This is a genomic window from Chryseobacterium panacisoli (assembly GCF_008274625.1).
Classification (GTDB): domain Bacteria; phylum Bacteroidota; class Bacteroidia; order Flavobacteriales; family Weeksellaceae; genus Chryseobacterium; species Chryseobacterium panacisoli.
In genome coordinates this window covers 351,438-373,559 of record NZ_VTRU01000003.1, presented here as the reverse complement: position 1 = coordinate 373,559, position 22,122 = coordinate 351,438, and the positions used below count along the sequence as shown (strand labels likewise).

Below are 22,122 nucleotides of genomic sequence, written 5' to 3'. Positions count from 1 at the left end.
TTGGTTGATAATGGTCTAGGGTTGAGATTGATAATCTTAAATAAAAGTAGTGAAAAAATTGCATAAAAAAACCTCTAAAAATTTTTAGAGGTTTTAAGTTGATATAAAATTAATATTTCAGCATTTCTTCGATCTTACTGCTGAGCTTTTCAGCATTCGGAAGCATTTCTTTCTCCAGTACCAGATTGATTGGTACAGCAGGTACATCCAATGAACCCATCGTTTCTACCGGCGCATCCAGATATTTGAAGCAGCTTTTAGAGATACGGTGAGCAAAAGCTTCTGCAAAAGAGTTGTTAAGCTGTTCTTCGGTGAGAACAATACATTTTCCATGAGCTTTTACTCTTTCAAAAACAAGTTCTTCATCAAGAGGAATTAATGTTCTTAAATCAATCACCTCAACTCTTCCATTGAAATTCTTAGCAGCTTCTTTAGCCCAGTAAACTCCCATTCCGTAAGTCACCACCAATAAAGTTCGGCCTTTTTCAGTTTCATCTTTATCTGCTTCGATAATGACTTTTCCTTTTCCAAACGGAAGTACATAATCTTCAGCAGGTTCTATTGTTTTGGCATCTTCAGTTCCCGGAACTTTACTCCAGTACAATCCTTTGTGCTCCAGCATTATTACCGGATTCGGATCATAATAAGCTGCTTTTAATAAACCTTTAAAGTCTGCTGCATTACTTGGATATGCTATTTTAATTCCTTTGATATTGGCTAAGATACTTTCAACGCTTCCACTGTGGTAAGGGCCACCACCACCGTATGCTCCGATAGGAACACGGATGATATTGCTTACAGGGAATTTTCCGCCACTTAAGTAGTTGGATTTTGAAATCTCTGTGATTAACTGGTTGATTCCCGGGTAAATATAGTCTGCAAACTGAACCTCAACGATTGGTTTCAATCCCACAGCGCTCATTCCGGCTGTAGATCCAATGATATAAGCCTCCTGAATAGCTGTATTGAATACTCTTTTGCTCCCGAATTTCTTTCCTAAAGTTACTGTTTCACGGAAAACCCCACCAATTCTTTCTCCTACATCCTGTCCGTAAAGAAGAGCTTCAGGATGTTTCCACATCAATTCCTGAATGGCATGAATGGCAGCGTCTACCATCACAATTTTTTCACCGTTGGCAGGTTCACGGGTTCCTGTTTCTTCTGTGATAGGTGTAGGGGCAAAAATGTGCTGCATTACAGATTCTGGTTTCGGATCTTCAGCGTTTTTAGCTCTTTCAAAAGCTTCTTCTGCTTCAAGGCGAGCCTTTTTGGTGATCTGCTTTAAAAGATCTTCATCAGTACCTGTTTCCAGCAAATGTTTTCTAAGGATTTCTCCCGGATCTTTGGCTCTATGTTTCGTTAAATCTTCTTCGTCTCTATAGAATTCTCTTCTTACTCCTGAAGTATGATGGCCGATCAAAACAGTTTTTGCGCAGACAACCAAAGGCTTTCTTTCCGTTCTTACAAAATCTACGGCTTTCTTCATCGCTTCGAAACTTTCTACGAAATCTGTTCCGTCTACTCTCATTCTGCTTAATCCGGTGAATCCGGCAACAAAATCATAGGCATCACAGGTTCTCGCTTCGTCCTTCGTTACGGAAATTCCCCATTCATTATCCTGTACAAGGAAGATGATAGGAAGCTGATGTAAAGCGGCAAACTGTAAAGCCTCACTCACTTCACCTTCTGTAACAGAATTGTCTCCAAGGCTGCAGACAACAACAGGATTATTTTCGAACTCCTGAAGATTGAAGTCCTGTATGTATTTGATTCCCTGAGCTACTCCTGTAGTAGGTATGGTTTGCATTCCGGTTGCGGAACTCTGGTGAACAATTTTGGGTTTGTTTTCATCCCTGCTTGAAGGATGGGAATAATAAGATCTTCCTCCTGAAAAAGGATCATCAGCTTTGGCCAGTAATTGAAGCATTAACTGATAAGGTTCAAAACCAATTCCTAAAAGAATACTTTCGTCTCTGTAATAAGGAGAAACCCAGTCTTCTTTTTTTAGCTGATAGGCTGTTGCAAGCTGTATAGCTTCGTGGCCTCTTGAAGTACTATGAACGTATTTACAGATATTTCTGTTTTCTTCGTAAATATCAGCCATTGCTTTGGCCAGCATCATATGATTATACGCTTTGAGCAATATATCCTGAGAAACTTTTTCGTGAAGTGCATTTTCCATAGGAAGCAAATATACACAAAAAAACAAAATACTAACAACTGTTAGTATTTTGTATAAAATCTTTGTAGATATAGGTTATTCCTTGATCACTTTTTTAGAAATAACATCTTTGTCTGTTTTTACTTCAATGATGTAAATTCCTTTTGTGTATAAGGATAAATCTATCTGTTCTTTGTCATTGTTGATGATTCCGTTTTGTAATTTTTTACCTGTAAGATCATATACATTGAAAGTGGATTTTTTAGGTGCTTTCAGTATGTTTGTAAAGTCTTTTGTAATGGTAGGGGAAATTGCCAGGTTATTAAGAGGGTTTGCGGATTCTTTAGTTTCTAATAGCTCGGTAAATCCTGTTACAATAATAGAGTAGTTTTGAGGAGCATTTCCGCCTGAATTATTTTTAAGTATCCCCTTATTTGTGAGCTCAATTTTATATGTTCTTCCGGCAACCGGAGCGTCAATGACAACCTGTTCCACATTGTCTACAGTATTGTCTCCTTTGGTAGCAGGAGTCATTGGATTGTTGGCATCCAGCTTCCATGGATAATAAACAGTATTGGTAGTAGTATCTGTGATTTTCAGGTCCAGATCATTAATTAATTTGGAACTTCTGTTATTATAAATATTGCCCCATTGATTGGTAAAGTTTGTGAATTCAGGATCTATCCATGATATGGTAACTTTTAATGGCTCTGAACCTGATGCTTTTACTGTTTTTACATTGGCAACTCCGCTGTTTAATGTTTCATCATTAAAAATAATACTGTTGTTGGATTTCCCTACAAGAAGTTCAGCTCCTTTTTTAGCATCGATAAAACCCCAGCCAAATTGTGGATCAGGGCCTATGTTGCCTGCTTCTTTTGCTGAATGTACCATTAAGGTTTTTGCAGATGCAGCATTTAATAAGCTTCCGGAAAACAGTTGTTTGTTAATTTGGGTCCAAAGTCCAACAATACCTGTTACAACAGGAGCAGAATAGGACGTTCCATCTCCAACGTTGATTTTACTTCCTCCTGTAGCGTTGTTATCTGTCCATGCACTGGCAACACTTGTTCCTACCGCGGTAATATCCGGTTTAATACCTCCGTCGTCTCTTGGTCCTGCGCTGCTGTAACTGGAATGGATAACATCTGAAGAAGCGGTATATCTTCCGTCATTGGTTGTAATTCTATCAGCAGCTGCTACAACAATAATATTTTTTCCTAGAGAACCAATCCCTATACAGTCAAATCCCTGTGCGCAATTATTCGGAGGAAGAGTATCGGTAAGTGCGAATTCTACCAAATTACCATTATTATCTTTATAATACTTTTTATAAGTACTTGTGTCAGCACTAGGTCCTTCGCCAAATGAGTTTCCGGCAGATTTTATAATGATATACGATGGGTTGTTGTATACAATCTGGTCATAATCACGGTCATTTGTATGATAAGTTCCCTGAGCATCAAATGTAGTGTTGGGGCTTGAAAATGCTCCGTTCCATACCCATGAAGGTTCATTATTAATCAACTGAGGATCTGCCCAGCCCTGATTAGTTCCATAGGAGTGATTTGAAATGTTAGGTTGAGCTGTCGTTATTTTTTGAAATACTGTTTTTTGGGTCGTTTCTCCATCCAGTATAGAGGTTCCAAAAGCATAAGCATCTATTGTAGAGTTGGGTGCAATTCCTTTGAAATTAACCTGTCTTGTTGTTCCATTTGTAAATGTTACGGTATATGGGTAATCTTTTGCTCCTATAAAGCTGGAAACAGCTGTTGCATGATCACCATAGTTGACGGTACTGCTTTCTTTGTTCGTTATTCTATTAGGTAAATTATTGAACAAGACGTGACCGGCAAATACTCTTGCTACACCGGAGGAGGTGCTTCCGTCGAAAATGGTGAACTTAATACCTTCTCCATTAAAAGATCCCGTTAACCCTGTAATAGTTCCTCCCTGTAAAAAATCAGAATTGGAATTTTTAATCTGATCCATATCGTGAGCTTGGAAAAAATAGGGTCTGTTATCAGGTAAAAAGCCTGCCAGGTTGGTTCTTTGCAGTTCAATCTCTTTTAAAACTTCAGGAGTTTTGTTGGTGCCATATCGTTTAGATATATAAGCATCAAACTTTTCATTGTTCTCTGTTCTTTGCTGTTCGAATTTTCTGTTTAGCTCTTCATTGTTTTGAGCATTCATCAGTGAAATGAACAAAGAGCTGATTAATAGTAATTGTTTCTTCATTTTAGGTAACAGATTGTTAAAATTATCGTAAATCAAATTTATGTTAATATTTTAATAATTAGTTAGTTTCGATGAATAAGTCTAATTTTTTAAGCTAATTTTAATTTTTCATTTTAATTGTTAAAAAGTTTTTTTTGAATAAGTCTTATTCTTTTAATATTATTGATTGTTTGTATGGTTGCTATAAGGCGATAATTAGAAAAAAATGAAGTAACTTTACATTCTCTTTTTTATAAAAAAGTTAGAAAATTATATGTATTTAATTTTTGACACAGAAACAACAGGCTTACCAAAAAATTTCAACGCTCCGCTTTCAGATTCGGAAAACTGGCCAAGAATGGTTCAGATTGCATGGCAGATACATGACGATGACGGAAATTTAGTTGAAAATCAGGATTATATAATAAAACCTGAAGGATATGATATTCCCTTCAATGCAGCCCGTATTCACGGAATTACAACGAAAATTGCCCATGAAGAAGGCCGTGATCTTGAAGAAATTTTAAAGGAATTTGCCGAAGCTTTAGATAGAGTAAGAGTGGTTTCCGGACACAATGTGGAATTCGATTACAATATTGTAGGAGCTGAATTTTACAGGAAAAATCTTAAAGATAATCTACAGGAAAAGCCAAAGGCTGATACCATGATTTTGGGAACCGACTTCTGCCAGTTAGGCGGAGGAAGGGGAGGGAAATATAAATCTCCGAAACTTGAAGAACTTTATGAAAAGCTTTATGGAAGCAAGTTTGATGAAGCCCATAATGCTGCTGCCGACGTAAATGCTACGGCAAGAGCTTTCTTTGAAATGATAAGAATTGGGGTGGTTCCCGCAGAAACATTAAAGATTTCTGAGGACCAACTGGCGTATTTCAAGAGTCTTTATCCTGACCCGATAAAGCCATTCAATATTGTTATCAGAAGACAGGTTGCAGATTTTCATAATAAGAAAAAGCAGCAGGACTTCGGAAGTGTGGATGAAATTGATCTGGGTAAATATTTCAATTTTGACAATCACAGTGTTTTCTCAACATTAATGGCGACTTCCAGCATTAATGATTTAATTAAAAAAGCGACGGATGATAATTTCCCTGCCGTTGGAATGGTGGATTTGGGAAATATGATGGGTGCCTTTAAGTTTGTTTCGGCAATTGAAGGAGCAAATGGTGACCGCGCAAAAAAATATAAAGAATATTTAGCGAAAAAGCAGGAAGCAGAAGAAAGCGGAGAAGAATTTAATGAGCCTGAACCTGTTTCAGAGCCTTTAATTCCTGTTGTAGGTTGTGAATTTTATATTTCAGACCGTTACGAACAGAAACAGTTTACCAAAGATGATCCCGACAGAAGAACGCAGGTGGTTTTGTTGGCGAAAGATTTTGAAGGATATAAAAACCTGGCAAAACTTTCAAGTATCGGATTCTTAAAAGGATTTTATTTTGGAGTTCCGAGGATAAGCCGTGAACTGATTGCTGAATATAAAGAAGGTTTAATTGCTCTGACTTCCGGAATTCTGGGAGATATTCCGGATGCTATTTTAAATACCGGTGAACAAAAAGGGGAAGAACTTTTCAAATGGTGGAAAGATACTTTTGATGATGACTTTTATGTTCAGATTCAAAATCATAAACTGCCTGAAGAAGAACATTTAAATGATGTCTTACTGCATTTTGCAGATAAATATAATGTTAAAATTTTAGCACAGAACGAAACTTTTTATTCTAATAAAGACGATTCTAACATTCAGGATATTGTAAGCTGTATCAAAGACGGGGAAAAACTGACAACTCCTGTCGGAAAAGGCTTTGGAAAGAGAAGAGGATTAGCTACGGGAGAATATTACATCAAAAATGCTGACGAAATAAAAGAAGCTTTTCTGGCGTATCCTGATGCATTTGATGCGTATGAAGAATTCACTGCGAAATTTAAACCTTATACTTTAAAAAGAGACGTTTTACTTCCAAAATTCGATATTCCTGAAGAATTTATTCATGCTGAAGATGATATTGATGGAGGGAAACGTGGTGAAATGGCATATTTGACTCATTTAACATATGAAGGAGCGAAAAAAAGATATGCAGATACCGGAATCACAGACGAAATTAAAGAACGGTTAGATTTTGAGCTTGAAGTAGTAGCTAATACGGGATATCCCGGTTATTTCCTTATTGTACAGGATTTTTGTAATGAAGCAAGAAAAATGGGGGTTTGGGTTGGCCCGGGCCGTGGTTCTGCCGCAGGTTCCGCAGTTGCTTATTGCACGGGAATCACCAATATAGATCCTATTAAATATGATTTGCTTTTTGAGCGTTTCTTGAATCCGGAAAGGGTTTCCATGCCCGATATTGATATCGATTTTGATGATGAAGGCCGTGATAAAATCATCAAATGGGTAGTTGAAAAATACGGCAAAAATCAGGTAGCACAGATTATTACGTACTCTGTTTTAGGAGGAAAATCTGCGATTAAAGATGCGGGAAGGGTTTTGGATGTTCCGATTCCTGATACGAATAATATTGCAAAATTAATTCCACCAAGTCCTGGGATGAACATTGCAAAAGCTTTATCTAAATATGATAAGTTAAAGCCGGAAGAACAGATGCTTGTTGATGAAATGAGGTATGTTCTGAACAGTCCGGATGATGCCCGTCATGACGTACTAGCGAGTGCAAAAAAAATGGAAGGCTGTATCAGAAATACAGGTATTCATGCCTGTGGGGTGATTATTACACCGGAAGATGTAAGTAACCTTGTACCAGTGACTATTGCGGCAAAAGATGCGGATATTTTGGTTTCACAGTTTGATAACTCTGTGGCAGAAAGTGCTGGTCTTCTGAAGATGGACTTCCTGGGGCTGAGAACTTTGACGATCATTAAAGATGCATTGAAGCTTGTAAAAGCAAGACATGGCTTAGACATTGATCCGGATCTTATTCCGCTTGATGATACCAAAACCTATCAGTTATTTAAAGAAGGAAGAACGGTTGGGGTTTTCCAGTATGAAAGTCCCGGAATGCAAAAATACATGAGGGAGCTTAAACCAACGGTTTTTGCCGACCTTATAGCAATGAACGCCCTGTATCGTCCGGGCCCGATCAAATATATTCCAAACTTTATCAACAGAAAGCACGGAATTGAAGAGATCGTTTATGACTTACCGGAAACAGAAGAATATTTAAAAGAAACATACGGGATTACCGTTTATCAGGAGCAGGTAATGCTTTTGTCCCAGAAATTGGCCAATTTTACCAAAGGTGAAGCTGATACTTTGAGAAAAGCGATGGGTAAAAAGCAGATTGACGTTCTTAATAAAATGTACCCTAAATTCATTGAAGGTGGTAGAAAAAACAACCTGAATGAAGAAAGGCTGGAGAAAATATGGAATGACTGGAAAGCCTTTGCGGAATACGCCTTCAATAAATCTCACTCTACTTGCTACGCATTTATTGCTTACCAGACTGCCTATCTGAAAGCCAATTATCCTGCAGAATATATGGCAAGTGTGATGAGTAATAACATTAACAATACGGATTCAATTACCATGTTTATGGAGGATTGCAAAAGTATGGGAGTGGATGTATTAGGGCCGGACGTGAATGAATCTCAGTATAAATTTTCTGTAAACGAAAAAGGACAGATCCGTTTCGGATTGGGGGCAATCAAAGGGATTGGAGAAGGCCCGAGTGAAGGAATTACACGGGAAAGAGCGAACGGAAGATTCAAAAATATTTATGATTTTTTTGAAAGAATTCTGCCTTCGCAAATGAATAAGAGAGTCGCGGAAAGTTTGGTGCTTGCAGGAGCTTTTGATGAATTGGATTCTTTCCACAGAGGTCAGTATTTTGATATTGACATGGCTGGAAGAACGAATCTTGAAAGATTGATCAGGTACGGACAGAGCTTCCAGGAAAGTAAAAATGAGATGGAGCATTCTCTTTTTGCAGATTTTGCAGAAGAAGTTCAGATTGAACAGCCGAAATTGGCACCTTGCCCGGAATGGCCAAACATGCATAAGCTTAATAAAGAAAAAGAAACGATAGGGTTTTATCTTTCTGCGCATCCTTTGGATGAATTTAAATACCAATATCAGTTTATGCAGGGGCAGCTTTCCAAAAAATCGGTGTTGGAGAAAGATGAGGAAAAAGTAGTTATAGATGAAGCTCCTATTCTTGAAAAAGACTCTATTGATGAGGTCGCAGATCTTGTAGAGATTGTTTCTGATGACATTGTTGCCGGTGAAGAAGAGGAGGTTATAGAAGAGATTATCAAAAAAGCTGAACCGAAAGGTGTTTTTCATTTTCTGAATCTTGATGAAGTGGATGCCTATAAAGAGCAGGCCTTTGCCAATAAACAGGAAGAACTTTTTGAAGAAAAGAAAAAAGACTGGAAAACACTGCAGAAAGAAAGAGAAAATGGTGGTGGCGGAAAAGAATATACAGTTGCTGGTCTGATTACGGAATATGTGGTAAAAGATGGTTTCAGAAGTGGAGAAAAAGTAGCTTTTGTTACCCTGGAAGATTATTCAGGATCATATTCATTCAGACTGGGAGACAGGGATTATATGAGACTGAAGGAAAAGCTGGAAGTTCAGAGGTTTGTTATTTTTAAAATAAAATTCGCTCAGGTGAAGGATGGAAGGGTTTTCGTTAATGTAAATGATGTGATTGAACTTCAGGAAGCATTCGAGCGGTTTGCGAAGAGTATATCTTTAGTCATGGATGTTATGGATGTAAGGGCAGAAGATCTCGACTTTTTCAGAACGGTGCTTGACAGAAATAAAGGAAATCAAAAACTGAAGTTCTTTATCAAAAATCTTGAGGATGATTCCCATATTGAAGTGCAGTCTATGAAGCATTCGGTAGATCTGAATGGAGATTTGATTAAAGAAATCCAGCTTCTTAATAAATATGAGTTTTATTTAAACTAGAAAAAATATATAATAACATAGAGAGTGATCAAAAGTCACTCTTTTTTTGTTTGTGTATTGTAGATTTTGATGAAAATTTTTAAATAGTTTTTTGTAATAAATAGAAAAATTTTCTGCAGTCTATTTTAATGATATACTATTTTAATCATCTGTTTATCAGTTGTTTATTTATTTATCAACGGATTGCGAAATAAATATTTAAATCAAATAAACGTTTGATTTTATTTGATTTATTGGGTTGTGTTGGTTGTTTATTGTTAAAATTTTATGATAATTTTTAATATTTGAAATAATATTTATACATTTATCGCCCTAACTTTTATTATTACTATTTATGAAGAAATTATTACTATTAAGTCTATTTTTAATAGCTTCCATTACCAATGCCCAGATAATGCTGGGGAGCGGAACTACCCAAGGCGGGTATGTTCCTATTGATGTCAACTACGGATATAACTACACACAGCAGATTTTTACTAAAAGTGAAATTAACGCCAACGCTGCGGGGAATATTACCGGAATGAAGTTTTATTTGCCAAATAATGCGGATATTACAAAATCAGTAGATTGGGTTGTGTATGTAGGTCATACTACTAAAACATCTTTTTCCAGTACAACAGACTGGCTCCCTGTATCGGGTTTGTCTCAGGTGTTTTCGGGGACGATAAGTGCTTCAGGAGGAGAGGTGACTGTAAACTTTACAACACCTTTTGCGTATAATAATACAGATAACCTTGTTGTCGCTATTGATGAGAATACGTCTGATTACACAGCGGCTACAAATAAATTCTATACGTTTACAGGAGCTTCCAATTCAACTTTGTATTATAGAAGTGATCCAACAAACCCTGACCCAGCTTCGCCGCCTACGGGAACAAGAACAGCAACAAAATCTGTTGCAAGTCTGTTAGGACTTACTCCGGGAATTCCTGCTTGTCCTGTTGTTGCTGCGCCTGCGGCTGCAGCAACAGGTATTTCTGTATTGCCTACTATCAGCTGGGCTGCTACAAGTTCTGATTCGTCATATAAGATCAGCATCGGGACAACGCCGGGAGCAACCAACGTGATGAATATGCAGGATGTAGGGAATGTAACTTCTTATACTCTTACAAATTCTTTGAGTTTCGATACTCAATACTATTATACAGTATATGCTGCCAATTCTACAGGAGTTTCTCCTGCATGTACAGAAAGATCTTTTACTACAATGGCTACTCTGGGGTGTCCGTCTGTGGGTGCACCTACGGCTGCTCAGGTCGGAGTACCTGTGTTAACTACTTTCTCCTGGCCTGCAGTAAGCGGAGCGTTGGGATATAGATTAAGTATAGGAACCTCTGCAGGTTCATCCAATGTTTTGAGTAATTTTGATATGGGTAACGTTACTGCTTATACCCTTACTCCTGCACAGCAGTTGAATCCTATGACGCAGTATTATTATACGATTACAGCCTATAATGGCGGTGTTGTGTCAACAGGTTGTACTGAAAGAAATTTCACGACTACTGTGGTGCCACCTGCAAATGATAACTGTTCAGGTGCTGTAAATTTAACAGTAAATCCTTCTTTGGCTTGTACAGCTACAACTCCTGGTAATACATTAGGAGCGACAGAATCTATGGCGGCAGGTGCTTGTAGCGGAAGCCCAAATGATGATGTTTGGTATAAATTTACTGCAACAGCAGCAAGTCATGTTGTGGCAATCTCTGATGTAACTTCTACGGGAACTACAACAGGGGTTTCAGATATGTACTTTCAGGTATTGTCAGGAAGCTGTGGTACTATGACAAGTATGCTGTGTTCTGATGCTAATACAAATATCGTTACCGGCCTTACTGCAGGTCAGACTTATTATATCAGAGTATACACTTATTCATCTACTGTTACTGCTAATGCAAGTTTCAATATCTGTGTAAGTACACCACCGGCACCACCAGCTAATGATGACTGTGCAAACGCCGTGGCTATTACTATTAACCCTGATATGAGCTGTGCTAGTATTACAGCAGGAACAACATCGGGAGGGACAAGTTCAGGAGTTGCTCTTGGTTCTTGTTCAGGAACAGCTGACGATGATGTCTGGTATAAATTTACTGCAACGTCAACAGGTCATACTTTCCAGCTGAAAAATATAGTTTCTGTAGGAAATGCCTCTACAACGTCTTTGTATGCTCAGGTATTCAGTGGTGCTTGCGGAGCTTTGGTAAGTACTAACTGTATCAGTTCAAATACAAACTTTACGAACTTAACAGGTCTTACTGCGGGTCAGACTTATTATGTAAGAGTATATACTTATGATGCTAATTCAGGGGCGAGTTTCTATGCTGACTCTTTTGATATCTGCATGGGAACCCTTCCTGCAGCTCCTGCTAATGATGAGTGTTCGGCGGCAGTTTCTTTATCTGTGAGTCCAACGCTTACATGTGCTTCACCGGTATCCGGAACAACTTTAAGTGCTACTAATTCGGGATTGGCAGTAAGTCCATGCGGAGGAACAGCTGATGATGATGTGTGGTATAAATTTACAGCTACGGGTACTGATCATGTTGTATTGCTTTCAAACGTTACTGCGGCTGGGACTTCTACCTCTACGAGTGTATATACTCAGGTTTTCAGTGGAGCTTGTGGTACATTGACAAGTATTAAATGTGGTACTGCAGTGAATACACCGCTTACCGGTCTTACTCCGGGCCAGACTTACTATGTGAGAGTTTATAATTCCAATACAAATGGCAGTACACTATATGCCAATAGTTTCAATATTTGCATTGGTACACCTCCGCCGCCACCTGCAAATGACGATTGTGCAAACGCTGCATCTCTTTCTGTGAGCAGTACAGATGCATTCCTGAATGCTGTGAATGGTTCTACTATAAGTGCTACTCAGAGTTCAGGAGTTACAGCACCTACATGTAGTGCATCCGGTACCAATGATGATGTTTGGTATTCATTTACTGCAACAGGTGCTACACATCTTGTCCATGTTTTATATACGGATAATGCAACAAGTACGCAGATCTATTCCGGAACATGTGGAGCTTTAACAGCTATGACTTGTTTTGATGGTGCATACGGGAATTCCAGTGTATTATTGCAAAACCTTGTAGCGGGACAAACGTATTTTGTTAGAGTATACTCTTCTACAAGTACTGCAACGACAACATCCAATTTCCAGATTGCTGTAACAACTCCTTCAGCTGTCACTAATGATACTTGTGATACAGCTATTGCTCTGGCTTGTAATGGTACGGCTCAGGGTGTTAATGCTCTTGCTGGTGATGAAACACTTCCTGCTTCAACGTGTGGTAGTTCCGGAAGTACAGCGTCTTATAAAGGGGTTTGGTACACCGTAACAGCTACTGAAAACGGCCCTATTACTATTGATGCTTGTGGTACGCAATATGACGCTTATTTAAGAGTATATACAGGGACTTGTGGTTCGCTTACTTGTTTCAGCAACAGTTCAGGTGTAGGATATGCTGATGCTGGTTGTGCAACGACTCTTTATAATGCTCCGACATTAACATTTACAGGAGTTGCAGGGACTACTTATTATGTATTACTTACAGGATATGCCGCAACCAGAATTGGTAATTATAGCATTTCTGTTACGCAAGGATGTTCAGGGCTTGCAACGACTGAAGTTGAAAAGAAAAACAATGAAATTAAAGCTTACCCTAATCCATTTGTAGATGATCTGAATATTTCAGATGTTTCTAAAGTGAAATCTGCCTCTGTAGTTGATGCTGCAGGAAGAATAGTGAAAACTATTGACAATCCTTCTTCTACGCTTCATTTGGGAGATCTGAAACAAGGAATGTATTTAGTAGTCTTGAATATGAAAGACGGATCTAAACAAACGATTAAAGCAATTAAAAGATAAAATGTATTAATTATATAACATGAAACGACAGCTGTTTGGCTGTCGTTTTTTTTATTTTTAAACTTTAAAAAAGGTATTTTAAATTATTGTAAATTCGTGGATGTATTAATAACCAAAAACTTATACATGAAGAAAATCTTATTTGTATGCTTACTGATGATAAGCATCGTATTAAGTGCTCAAATCAAGCTTGGGGAAGGAAGTACAATTACCGGAAATGCTCCAGTTAGTAGTGCTTTTATATCCTATTCTCAGCAGATTTATACAAAACAAGAGATCAATGCTGATGCTGCAGGTAATATTACCGGACTTAAATTTTACGTAACCCCTTCTGCTAACATGGGCTATGCCGCACAGTGGGATGTTTATTTTGGGCATACAACGAAAACTACTTTTGTGGCTAATGATAACTGGATTCCAACAGGGCCGATGATAAAGGTTTATTCAGGTACGGTTGCTAATACAAATGGTGTGATAGATATCACTTTTACAACTCCATTTCCGTATGACAATGCCCAGAATTTAGTAATTGGAGTTCATCAAAAGATGTTTAATGATATTCCTCCTAATCAGTTTTTTGTCTATAATACTATAGAAGGGGGAATGGTTTTTACTAATTCTCCAGTTTATTCAGGTGATCCTTCAACGAGTCCAAATGGAACGCTTTTGCCTTATAAGCCTGTAGTAAGTCTTAATGGATTGGTAGCAAGTACATTGCCTGTTTGTCCTGTAGTGTCTTATCCTTTTAATAATGCAATACTTGTTCCTCCTTCCCCGGCTATTACCTGGGCTGCATCACCAGGGGCGACAGATTATAAGGTTTCTATAGGGACTACTCCGGGAGGGACGGATGTGGTTAATCAACAATCGGTAGCTACAACGAGTTTTACTCCATCATCTCCGCTATCAGTTTATACCACTTATTATCTTAATGTAAAAGCTGTTGGGGTGACGGGTGAATCTTCCGGTTGTGTTAATATCAAGTTTACGACAGGAGCATTGCAGCCATCTAATGATGAATGTACAAATGCTGTTGACTTGGTTGTTAGTCCAACTATAGATTGTACAAATCTTACTTCCGGTACAAATTTGATGGCGACTGTATCTAATCAGGGTCAAAATTCATGTATTACTTCTTATAGTCATAATGATGTGTGGTACAAATTTACTGCTATAGCTTCCAAACATATGATTAAATTAAGTAATATAACCTCCGTAGGAGCAGTAAATAATAAGTTTATATATTTTTCTGTTTTTAAAGGAAGCTGTGGTAACTTAACAAATATTGCATGTAGTGACGAAGCTCAATATTATTCAATAGTAAGTAATCTTACTCCAGGTGAAACGTATTATGTAAAAGTATATACTCGTGCTAATTATGGTGCTGCTCAAAATTTTGATATATGCGTGGTAACGTTTCCGCCACCACCAGTCAATGATGAATGTGGAAGTGCAATAGACTTACCTGTAAATCCTGATTTGAATTGTGCAAGCATTACTCAAGGAACCATTATATCAGCTACAGATTCCAGTCTGTCACCTGCTACTTGCTATAATAGTCCTTATTATGATGTATGGTTCAAATTTACAGCAACAGGCAATAAACATGTTATTAAATTAAGCAATATTATCTATAAAGTCCCGGTATTTTTTGCTCCTACTTTACGTTTTCAGGTTTATAAGGGAGGCTGTAATAGTTTAGTCAGTCTTTCTTGTTCTTATCTGAATGCTTTGGCTGTAGATAATCTTACAGTAGGAGATACTTATTATATAAGGGTTTATAGTAGTTTGACGGGACAATCCAGTGCTATGGATTTTGATATATGTATAGGGACAGATAATACACCACCTCCTCCCAATGATGAATGCATAAATGCAGTTACTTTGCCTGTAAATTCTGATTTGAATTGTGCTGTTGTAACAGCTGGAAGTACAGTGGGAGCTACGGCGTCGAATATATCAGCTCCTACATGCAATGGTGTTGCAAAACCTGGAGATGTATGGTTTAAGTTTACAGCTACTGCAACAGGTCATTTGATTCAATTGAAAGATTTGGTTTCTCTTGGGGTACAGTCTGGTACTGAAACCTACTTTCAGCTTTTTAGTGGTGATTGTGGTAACCTTACAAATATTAAATGTTCACATCTTATGGGTGGGGTTTCCGGCCTTACAATAGGCCAAACTTATTATATAAGAGTATTTAATACCAGATACCCAAGTGAAGTTGTCGGATTTAATATATGTATTGGAACATTGCCGCCGGTTCCGGTTAATGACAGTTGTTCCGGAGCTTTGGTTGCTTCTGTATTTCCTTATAGCTACACACAGACAGATGCGTTAGCTGCAACTAATAATAATGGATTTGTTACAGCTTGTAGCCCGGCAATGAATGATGGTACATGGTTTACGTTTACAGGGGATGGTTCTACTCATAAAATTATAGTAACACCTACAGGAAATGGATTTCCTAGGGTAGGAGTTTATAAAGGAGGGTGTGGAAGTTTAACTTGTATTACCAGAGGTTGGCATTCTACACCAATATCTATTGATACTGTTCCGGGAACTGTATATTATGTGAATGTTGGGGATGAAAGTTCAACCGTGGATTATTTAGAATTTCCTTTTACAATTACTATTTCCAAAGGGACTTTGGGCGTTTCTGAAGTTTCTAAAAACGGAGAAAGTATTGAAGCATATCCAAATCCGTTTACAGATATTCTGAATATTTCAAAACATGGTAAAGTAAAATCCGTATCTATTCTGGATTCTTCAGGAAGGTTAGTAAAAACTATTGACAATCCTTCTTCTATGCTTCATTTGGGAGATTTGAAACAAGGAATGTATTTAGTAGTCTTGAATATGAAAGACGGATCTAAACAAACGATTAAAGCAATTAAAAGATAAATAATTTCTTGAAGAAATAGTGAAAAAGAGGCTGCTCAATTTGAGTAGCCTCTCTTTTTTTAGCGGAATTATCTTTTATAAAAGGAAAACTTTAATTCATTGTGATATAAATAAAAAAATATTTTTTTTATTGTTGATTTTCACTAGATTTGAGTAACTAATACTGTTTTTATATGAGAAATTTTTTACTTGTTGGTTTCTTAATGACCGGCTTTTTATCCTCCGCACAGACTTACTGTACGCCTGCTTTTGCAAGTGGGTGTAGCGGAGGAGATGTGATAGATTCCTTTGCTATTCCGGGTGCCGGATTTGATCACCCTGATACGGGTTGCTCTACTGATGCATATGGAGATTACACTTCCATGACGATTAACCTTAGTGCAGGTTTAAGTTATGACTTCAGTGTTAAACATGGTTACAGTGATCAGAATGTACGTGTTTGGATAGACTTTAATAACGACGGAACTTTTGATGATGCTGCTCCGGAACTTGTAGCTACGGCAAGCAGTACTCAGGTAGGAGCGGACGATATCACCTCAGGGCTTATTACTATTCCTTCTACCGTTACTCCCGGTACTTACAGAATGAGAGTAGGAGATCGGTTTTCCAGTGACCCTATTCCTTGTAATGTAGATGGATATGGAGAAGCTCATGATTATACGGTAATAATTGGCGCGGTTCCAACTTGTTTTGCACCGTCTGCCTTAACGGTATCTGCAGTTACAGCAAATTCAGCTCAGGTTGCGTGGACTGCTCCGGCTTCTGCTCCAGGCAGCGGTTATGAATATTATTATTCAACCTCCAGTACGTATCCTACGGCTGCTACTGTAGTTTCCGGGACTAGTAGTGGATTAAGTACTGATCTTTCTTCACTGGCACCGGCTACAACTTATCATGTATGGGTACGTTCTGTATGCAGTACTTCAAATAAGAGTGCATGGTCTCAAATGGCAACATTTATGACATCCTGCGTTTCTGTAGGAGTACCTTATACATTGGATTTCGAAAGTATAACTCCACCTGATCTGCCGAATTGTACCTCAGTAGTTAATGATGGTTCAGGAAATATGTGGGAGACGGGTGATCTGGATGCTCAGGGATTTACTGGAAATGTTCTTCAGTATTCTTATGACTATGCCAATAATGCAGACACCTGGTTTTTCACCAATGGAATAAATCTTACTGCGGGAGTTACCTACAGAATTAAATATAAATATGCCAATGCAGAAGGAACTGTATATGAAGAAAAACTAAAAGTAGCCTACGGTACTTCAGCTACCGGTGCGGGAATGACCAATACATTAGCAGATCACTCAAGTGTTGTTGCCAGCACAGCAACAAGTGCTTTTGTGAATTTCACTCCAGCTACTACAGGAGTATATTATTTTGGATTCCAGGCATATTCTGATGCCAATATGAACCAGTTGTATGTGGATGATATTAATATAGATGTGGCACCAGCTTGTAGTGAGCCTAATGCATTAATGATGTCTAATATTACTGCCGCAGGAGCTACGGTTTCCTGGACGGCTGCCACTCCTGTACCAGCAAGTGGATATGATATTTATTACAGCACAACCAATACAGCGCCTACAGCTACAAGTACACCTAATTTTACTGGAGTTACAGCAACTACTTATAATATTCCAAGTCTGGCTCCTTCCACTGTTTACTATGTATGGGTGAGATCTGCATGTAGTGCCACAAGCAAAAGTATATGGAGTGATTCTGTTACATTTACAACATTATGCTCAAGTGCAAACCTTCCTTATGCTTTAGATTTTGAAAGTGTTACTGTTCCTGAACTTCCAGGTTGTACAATCAATGTTAACGCGGGAGCTGGAAATAATTGGGAAACACTAGATCCGCCTTCTGATAGCCAAGGATTTACAACCAATGTGTTAGGATATCATTATAACTCTTCCAATCCTGGCAATGCATGGTTTTTTACCCAAGGATTGAACCTGACAGCGGGAACACAATATACAATTAGCTATAAGTATGGTAATAACTCGTCTACCTATGTTGAAAAATTGAAAGTTGCTTATGGAACTTCACCTGATGCATCAGCGATGACAGGCTCTATAGCAGATTACCCTTCAATTAACGATGAAATGGCCCATACAGAATCTATAACGTTTACAGTTCCAACAACAGGAGTGTATTACTTTGGATTTAATGCTTATTCAGATCCGGACCAGTATAATCTGTATATAGATGATATCAGTATTAACAATGCGAACCTGGCAACTGCTGAAGCTGCTCTGGCAAAAAATACTATTCAGGTTTATCCTAATCCATTTACGGATGTATTGAACATTTCTGATGTGAAAAACGTGAAAAATGTATCTGTAACGGATGCTACGGGAAGATTAGTGAAAACTATTACAAATCCTGAGTCTACAATTCATTTAAGAGATTTAATGCAGGGTGTTTATTTGGTGACTTTAGAAATGAAAGACGGGTCTAAACAGACCATCAAAGCCATTAAAAAATAATCAATCATTTAAATAAAAAGAAAAGGACGGGTCATTATGACCCGTCTTTTTTATAGTGGTTGTTTTGAAAATCAATAGATCAAAAAAGATGAGTGAAATACTTCACTCATCTTTTTTATTTTATCATAGGACTCTATATTGTATAAATCATTATGAATTATCTGTTACCCATTGCTCATTACTCATTATTTATTAGGCACCGGTTGTATCTCTCCCTTATTCATAAGGTCAAAAACAGTAGGGAAGAACATTACTAGGATAAAGTAGACGATGATCATCAGCACTACCAGTGCAAAAAGAATGATCACTAAACTATTCGGCTTGTTTTTCTTTTTTGGTTCCATGATTTTGTGGTATTTAGTGAATAAATTATATTGATATCCAATATCAAGCTAATTTCTTGCCACATTTCTTGCAATACCTCGCATCGTCATCAATATCTTCGTTACCACAGCGTTCACAGATCAGTTCCAGGTTTTGCCTCTTATTTCTCATTTCTGCGGTTACAATACCGGTAGGAACAGCAATAATAGAATAACCAGCCAGCATCAGAACAACCGCAAAAAACTTTCCTAAAGGCGTAATAGGAGACACATCACCATATCCTACAGTAGTTACGGTAACCACCGCCCAATAGATAGACTGCGGTATGGTTTCAAATCCCTGCCTTCCGCCTTCTACCATAAACATCAGTGATCCTACAATAACTGAGAATATGATCAGGAATAAAAGGAAAATGTAAATCTTTCTCGAACTGTTTTTCAGCGCCCGTACAATAAGGTATCCGTCATTCATAAAATCCAGTAAATTGAAAATCCTGAAGATTCTCAACATTCTCAGCATTCTGAAAATCAGGAAATATTTAGTGATGGGAAAGAAAAAGCTAAGGAAAAAAGGAACCAGCGCAAGAAAATCTATAACTCCGAAAAAACTGAATATATAGTTCCGTTTATTTTTGACCACAGCAATCCGCATAGAATACTCCAGTGTGAAAAAAATGGAGATCACCCATTCCAGAACCAGGAAGGTATAATGAAACCTCTTGTCAAGCTTAGGTACACTTTCCATCATGATGATGGCGGTACTGGCGAGAATTAAAGACAATAAGATGATATCAAACAATTTTCCGAGTCTGGTATCGGAACGATAAATGATCCGGTAAAGGAATCTTTTCCAAAGAGTGTCCTCAGGAATAAGATTATGTTCTCTTTCCATTTATATAGTTATTTCAAACTGAAGTTAGCAATTTTTATAAAGTATAGGGTAAATATATGATTGTTAAAAGAATTTTACAACTATCAAAATATTCTTTAGATTTTTAGTAAAATTAATATCTTCGCTGTAACCGTAAAATATAAATTAATGAAGCTAAAAACTGTAATTGCAAAGATTGAAGAGGAAATAAGTATCAGACAGGCAGAAGATTTTGATAATGTAGGCCTGCTGTGTGGTGTTTATGATCGTGATGTATCTGGGATTCTGGTTTGTCATGATGCCTTGGAAAATGTTGTAGATGAGGCTGTTGAAAGAAACTGCAATCTGATTGTATGTTTCCATCCGATTATATTTTCCGGACTCAAATCTTTAACAGGGAAAAACTATGTAGAAAGAGCCGTCTTAAAAGCTATTGAAAATAAAGTGGCTATCTATGCCATTCATACGGCATTTGATAATGATTTCTTTGGAGTCAACTATGGAATTTGCAGACAGCTGGGATTAAAGAATATGAAAATTCTTCAGCCAAAAGAAAATAATTTAAAACAGCTCTCGGTTTTTGTTCCGAAAGAGTATTCCGGAAAAGTAAAAGAGGCAATGTTTTCAGCAGGAGCGGGAAATATCGGTTTCTATGACGAATGCAGTTTTACAGTGAATGGTAACGGAACATTCAGACCGGTAGAGGGGTCAAATCCGTTCTCAGGACAGCAGAATATTCGTGAAAATGCAGATGAAGATATGATCTCGGTGATTTTTGAAGGCTTTAAACAAGGTCAGATTGTAGGTGCAATGAAAGCCGCGCATCCTTACGAAGAAGTGGCTCATCAGATATACAGTCTTGATAATAAAAACCATCATGCCGGACTGGGAATGTATGGTGACCTGGAAGAGGAAATGGATGAAAAAGATTTCTTAGGGTTTGTAAAAGAAAAATTTGGTCTTGAAGTGATAAAACATTCCTCTTTCAACAATAAAAAAATCAAAAGAGTAGGGGTTTTGGGCGGTTCCGGAGCAAGTGGAATAAGATCTGCGGCTTCCAGGAAATGTGACGCTTATCTTACCGGAGATCTTAAATATCACGACTATTTTTTAGCAGAGTCTAAAATGCTGATTTGCGATATTGGCCATTATGAATCAGAACAATTTGTTGCTCAACAATTATTTGAAATTTTATCACAAAAATTTAGTACATTTGCAATTTCAAAATCTATTGAAAAAACAAACCCAGTAAATTATTTCATTTAAATATGGCAAAAACCAACGATATTTCAGTTGAAGAAAAATTAAGAGCTTTATACGATTTACAGATCATTGATTCAAGATTGGATGAAATCCGAAATACTAGAGGAGAATTGCCAATTGAAGTTGAAGATCTTGAAATCGAGATTGAAGGTCTTGAAAAAAGAGCTGAAAAATTTCATGCTGATATCAAAGATCAGGACGATCAGATCAAAACAAAGCATGAAGTTATTAACCATGCTAAAACTTTAATTGAGAAGTACAAATCTCAGCAGGATAATGTAAGAAACAATAAAGAGTTTGAAGCATTAGGAAAAGAAATGGAATTCCAGGATCTGGAAATTCAGCTTGCTGAAAAAAGAATTAAAGAATTTGGAGTTAAAATTGCTCACAAAAACGAAACTTTAAGTGAACTGAATACTAAGATCGACGATTTAAAAAACCACTTGAAATTCAAGAAAGAAGAATTAGAAGGTCTTATCTCTGAAACTCAGAAAGAAGAAGAATATCTTTTAGAGCAATCTAAAGAATTTGCAGGTAAAATCGATGAGAGATTATTGGCTTCTTACAACAGAATCAGAACAAACTCTATCAACGGTCTTGCAGTAGTAGGATTAGAGAGAGGAGCTCCGAAAGGATCTTTCTTTACAATCCCTCCTCAAAAGCAAATGGAAATTGCTCAGAGAAAGAAAATTATTATCGATGAGCATTCAGGGAAAATCCTTGTTGATGACGAATTGGTAATGGAAGAAAACGAAAGAATGAAATCTGTAATTAAATTCTAATTATTGATTTTAAATCATACAAAAGCTGTTTCAGAAATGAAACAGCTTTTTTTATATTCAATAGAATGCTTTTTATGTAATGTGATTTTTTGCAGATTCTTTGTCATTCCGCAGAAATCTGGGCATGAAATAAGTCTCAATAAAGCTTAGATTCCACGCTTCACTTCGTTTCATTGGGAATGACAAAGGATTGTGTTGTAATTGAAGTAAAAAGCTCAATGATGGGATATCAATAGAAACGCCTGTTTGATCAAAAAACAAATCTTCCTTATTTAGCCAAA

Annotated in this window: 10 protein-coding genes; 6 read left to right on the top strand and 4 right to left on the bottom strand. The window is 37.4% G+C overall.

The genetic code is table 11. The features are described 5' to 3' along the window. Positions 1-109 precede the first annotated feature (109 nt). Positions 110-2,182: an alpha-ketoacid dehydrogenase subunit alpha/beta gene (locus FW781_RS14735; RefSeq protein WP_149388122.1), complete on the bottom strand. Its 2,073-nt coding sequence runs from the start codon at positions 2,180-2,182 to the stop codon at positions 110-112. Positions 2,183-2,257: 75 nt separating this feature from the next. Further along, positions 2,258-4,399, bottom strand: a complete 2,142-nt coding sequence (locus FW781_RS14730) for a S8 family peptidase (RefSeq protein ID WP_149388121.1) — start codon at positions 4,397-4,399, stop codon at positions 2,258-2,260. 253 nt (positions 4,400-4,652) lie between these two features. Here FW781_RS14730 and dnaE point away from each other — a divergent pair, with 253 nt between their 5' ends. The 4 genes from dnaE (at position 4,653) to FW781_RS14710 (ending at position 18,602) form a co-directional block, all read left to right on the top strand. Then, positions 4,653-9,320: a DNA polymerase III subunit alpha gene (gene dnaE, locus FW781_RS14725; RefSeq protein ID WP_149388120.1), complete on the top strand. Its 4,668-nt coding sequence runs from the start codon at positions 4,653-4,655 to the stop codon at positions 9,318-9,320. 334 nt (positions 9,321-9,654) lie between these two features. Further along, the gene (locus FW781_RS14720; RefSeq protein ID WP_149388119.1) at positions 9,655-13,200 is read left to right on the top strand and encodes a T9SS type A sorting domain-containing protein; all 3,546 of its coding nucleotides are present in this window, start codon (positions 9,655-9,657) and stop codon (positions 13,198-13,200) included. Positions 13,201-13,326: 126 nt separating this feature from the next. Further along, entirely contained in the window at positions 13,327-16,104 is a 2,778-nt protein-coding gene (locus tag FW781_RS14715; RefSeq protein ID WP_149388118.1) for a T9SS type A sorting domain-containing protein, read from the top strand. A gap of 173 nt (positions 16,105-16,277) precedes the next feature. Next, complete coding sequence (locus tag FW781_RS14710) at positions 16,278-18,602, top strand: GEVED domain-containing protein (RefSeq protein ID WP_149388117.1); 2,325 nt, start codon at positions 16,278-16,280, stop codon at positions 18,600-18,602. A gap of 185 nt (positions 18,603-18,787) precedes the next feature. Here FW781_RS14710 and FW781_RS22465 read toward each other — a convergent pair whose 3' ends face one another. After that, positions 18,788-18,946 (bottom strand): hypothetical protein, encoded by a 159-nt coding sequence (locus FW781_RS22465; RefSeq protein ID WP_156118404.1) that lies wholly within the window; start codon positions 18,944-18,946, stop codon positions 18,788-18,790. 43 nt (positions 18,947-18,989) lie between these two features. Continuing rightward, positions 18,990-19,817: an ion transporter gene (locus FW781_RS14705; protein ID WP_149388116.1), complete on the bottom strand. Its 828-nt coding sequence runs from the start codon at positions 19,815-19,817 to the stop codon at positions 18,990-18,992. 147 nt (positions 19,818-19,964) lie between these two features. Here FW781_RS14705 and FW781_RS14700 point away from each other — a divergent pair, with 147 nt between their 5' ends. Both FW781_RS14700 and FW781_RS14695 read left to right on the top strand, forming a co-directional pair. After that, complete coding sequence (locus FW781_RS14700; protein WP_149388115.1) at positions 19,965-21,062, top strand: Nif3-like dinuclear metal center hexameric protein; 1,098 nt, start codon at positions 19,965-19,967, stop codon at positions 21,060-21,062. A 2-nt stretch (positions 21,063-21,064) separates the two neighbouring features. After that, entirely contained in the window at positions 21,065-21,841 is a 777-nt protein-coding gene (locus FW781_RS14695; RefSeq protein ID WP_077415320.1) for a zinc ribbon domain-containing protein, read from the top strand. Positions 21,842-22,122 lie beyond the last annotated feature (281 nt).

Bases quoted from the DNA above. Each gene is read 5' to 3' on its own strand.
- FW781_RS14705 (WP_149388116.1), bottom strand. From the start codon at position 19,817: ATGGAAAGAGAACATAATCTTATTCCTGAGGACACTCTTTGGAAAAGA.
- FW781_RS14730 (WP_149388121.1), bottom strand. From the start codon at position 4,399: ATGAAGAAACAATTACTATTAATCAGCTCTTTGTTCATTTCACTGATG.
- FW781_RS14720 (WP_149388119.1), top strand. From the start codon at position 9,655: ATGAAGAAATTATTACTATTAAGTCTATTTTTAATAGCTTCCATTACC.
- FW781_RS22465 (WP_156118404.1), bottom strand. From the start codon at position 18,946: ATGGAACCAAAAAAGAAAAACAAGCCGAATAGTTTAGTGATCATTCTT.
- FW781_RS14695 (WP_077415320.1), top strand. From the start codon at position 21,065: ATGGCAAAAACCAACGATATTTCAGTTGAAGAAAAATTAAGAGCTTTA.
- FW781_RS14735 (WP_149388122.1), bottom strand. From the start codon at position 2,182: ATGGAAAATGCACTTCACGAAAAAGTTTCTCAGGATATATTGCTCAAA.
- dnaE (WP_149388120.1), top strand. From the start codon at position 4,653: ATGTATTTAATTTTTGACACAGAAACAACAGGCTTACCAAAAAATTTC.
- FW781_RS14715 (WP_149388118.1), top strand. From the start codon at position 13,327: ATGAAGAAAATCTTATTTGTATGCTTACTGATGATAAGCATCGTATTA.
- FW781_RS14710 (WP_149388117.1), top strand. From the start codon at position 16,278: ATGAGAAATTTTTTACTTGTTGGTTTCTTAATGACCGGCTTTTTATCC.
- FW781_RS14700 (WP_149388115.1), top strand. From the start codon at position 19,965: ATGAAGCTAAAAACTGTAATTGCAAAGATTGAAGAGGAAATAAGTATC.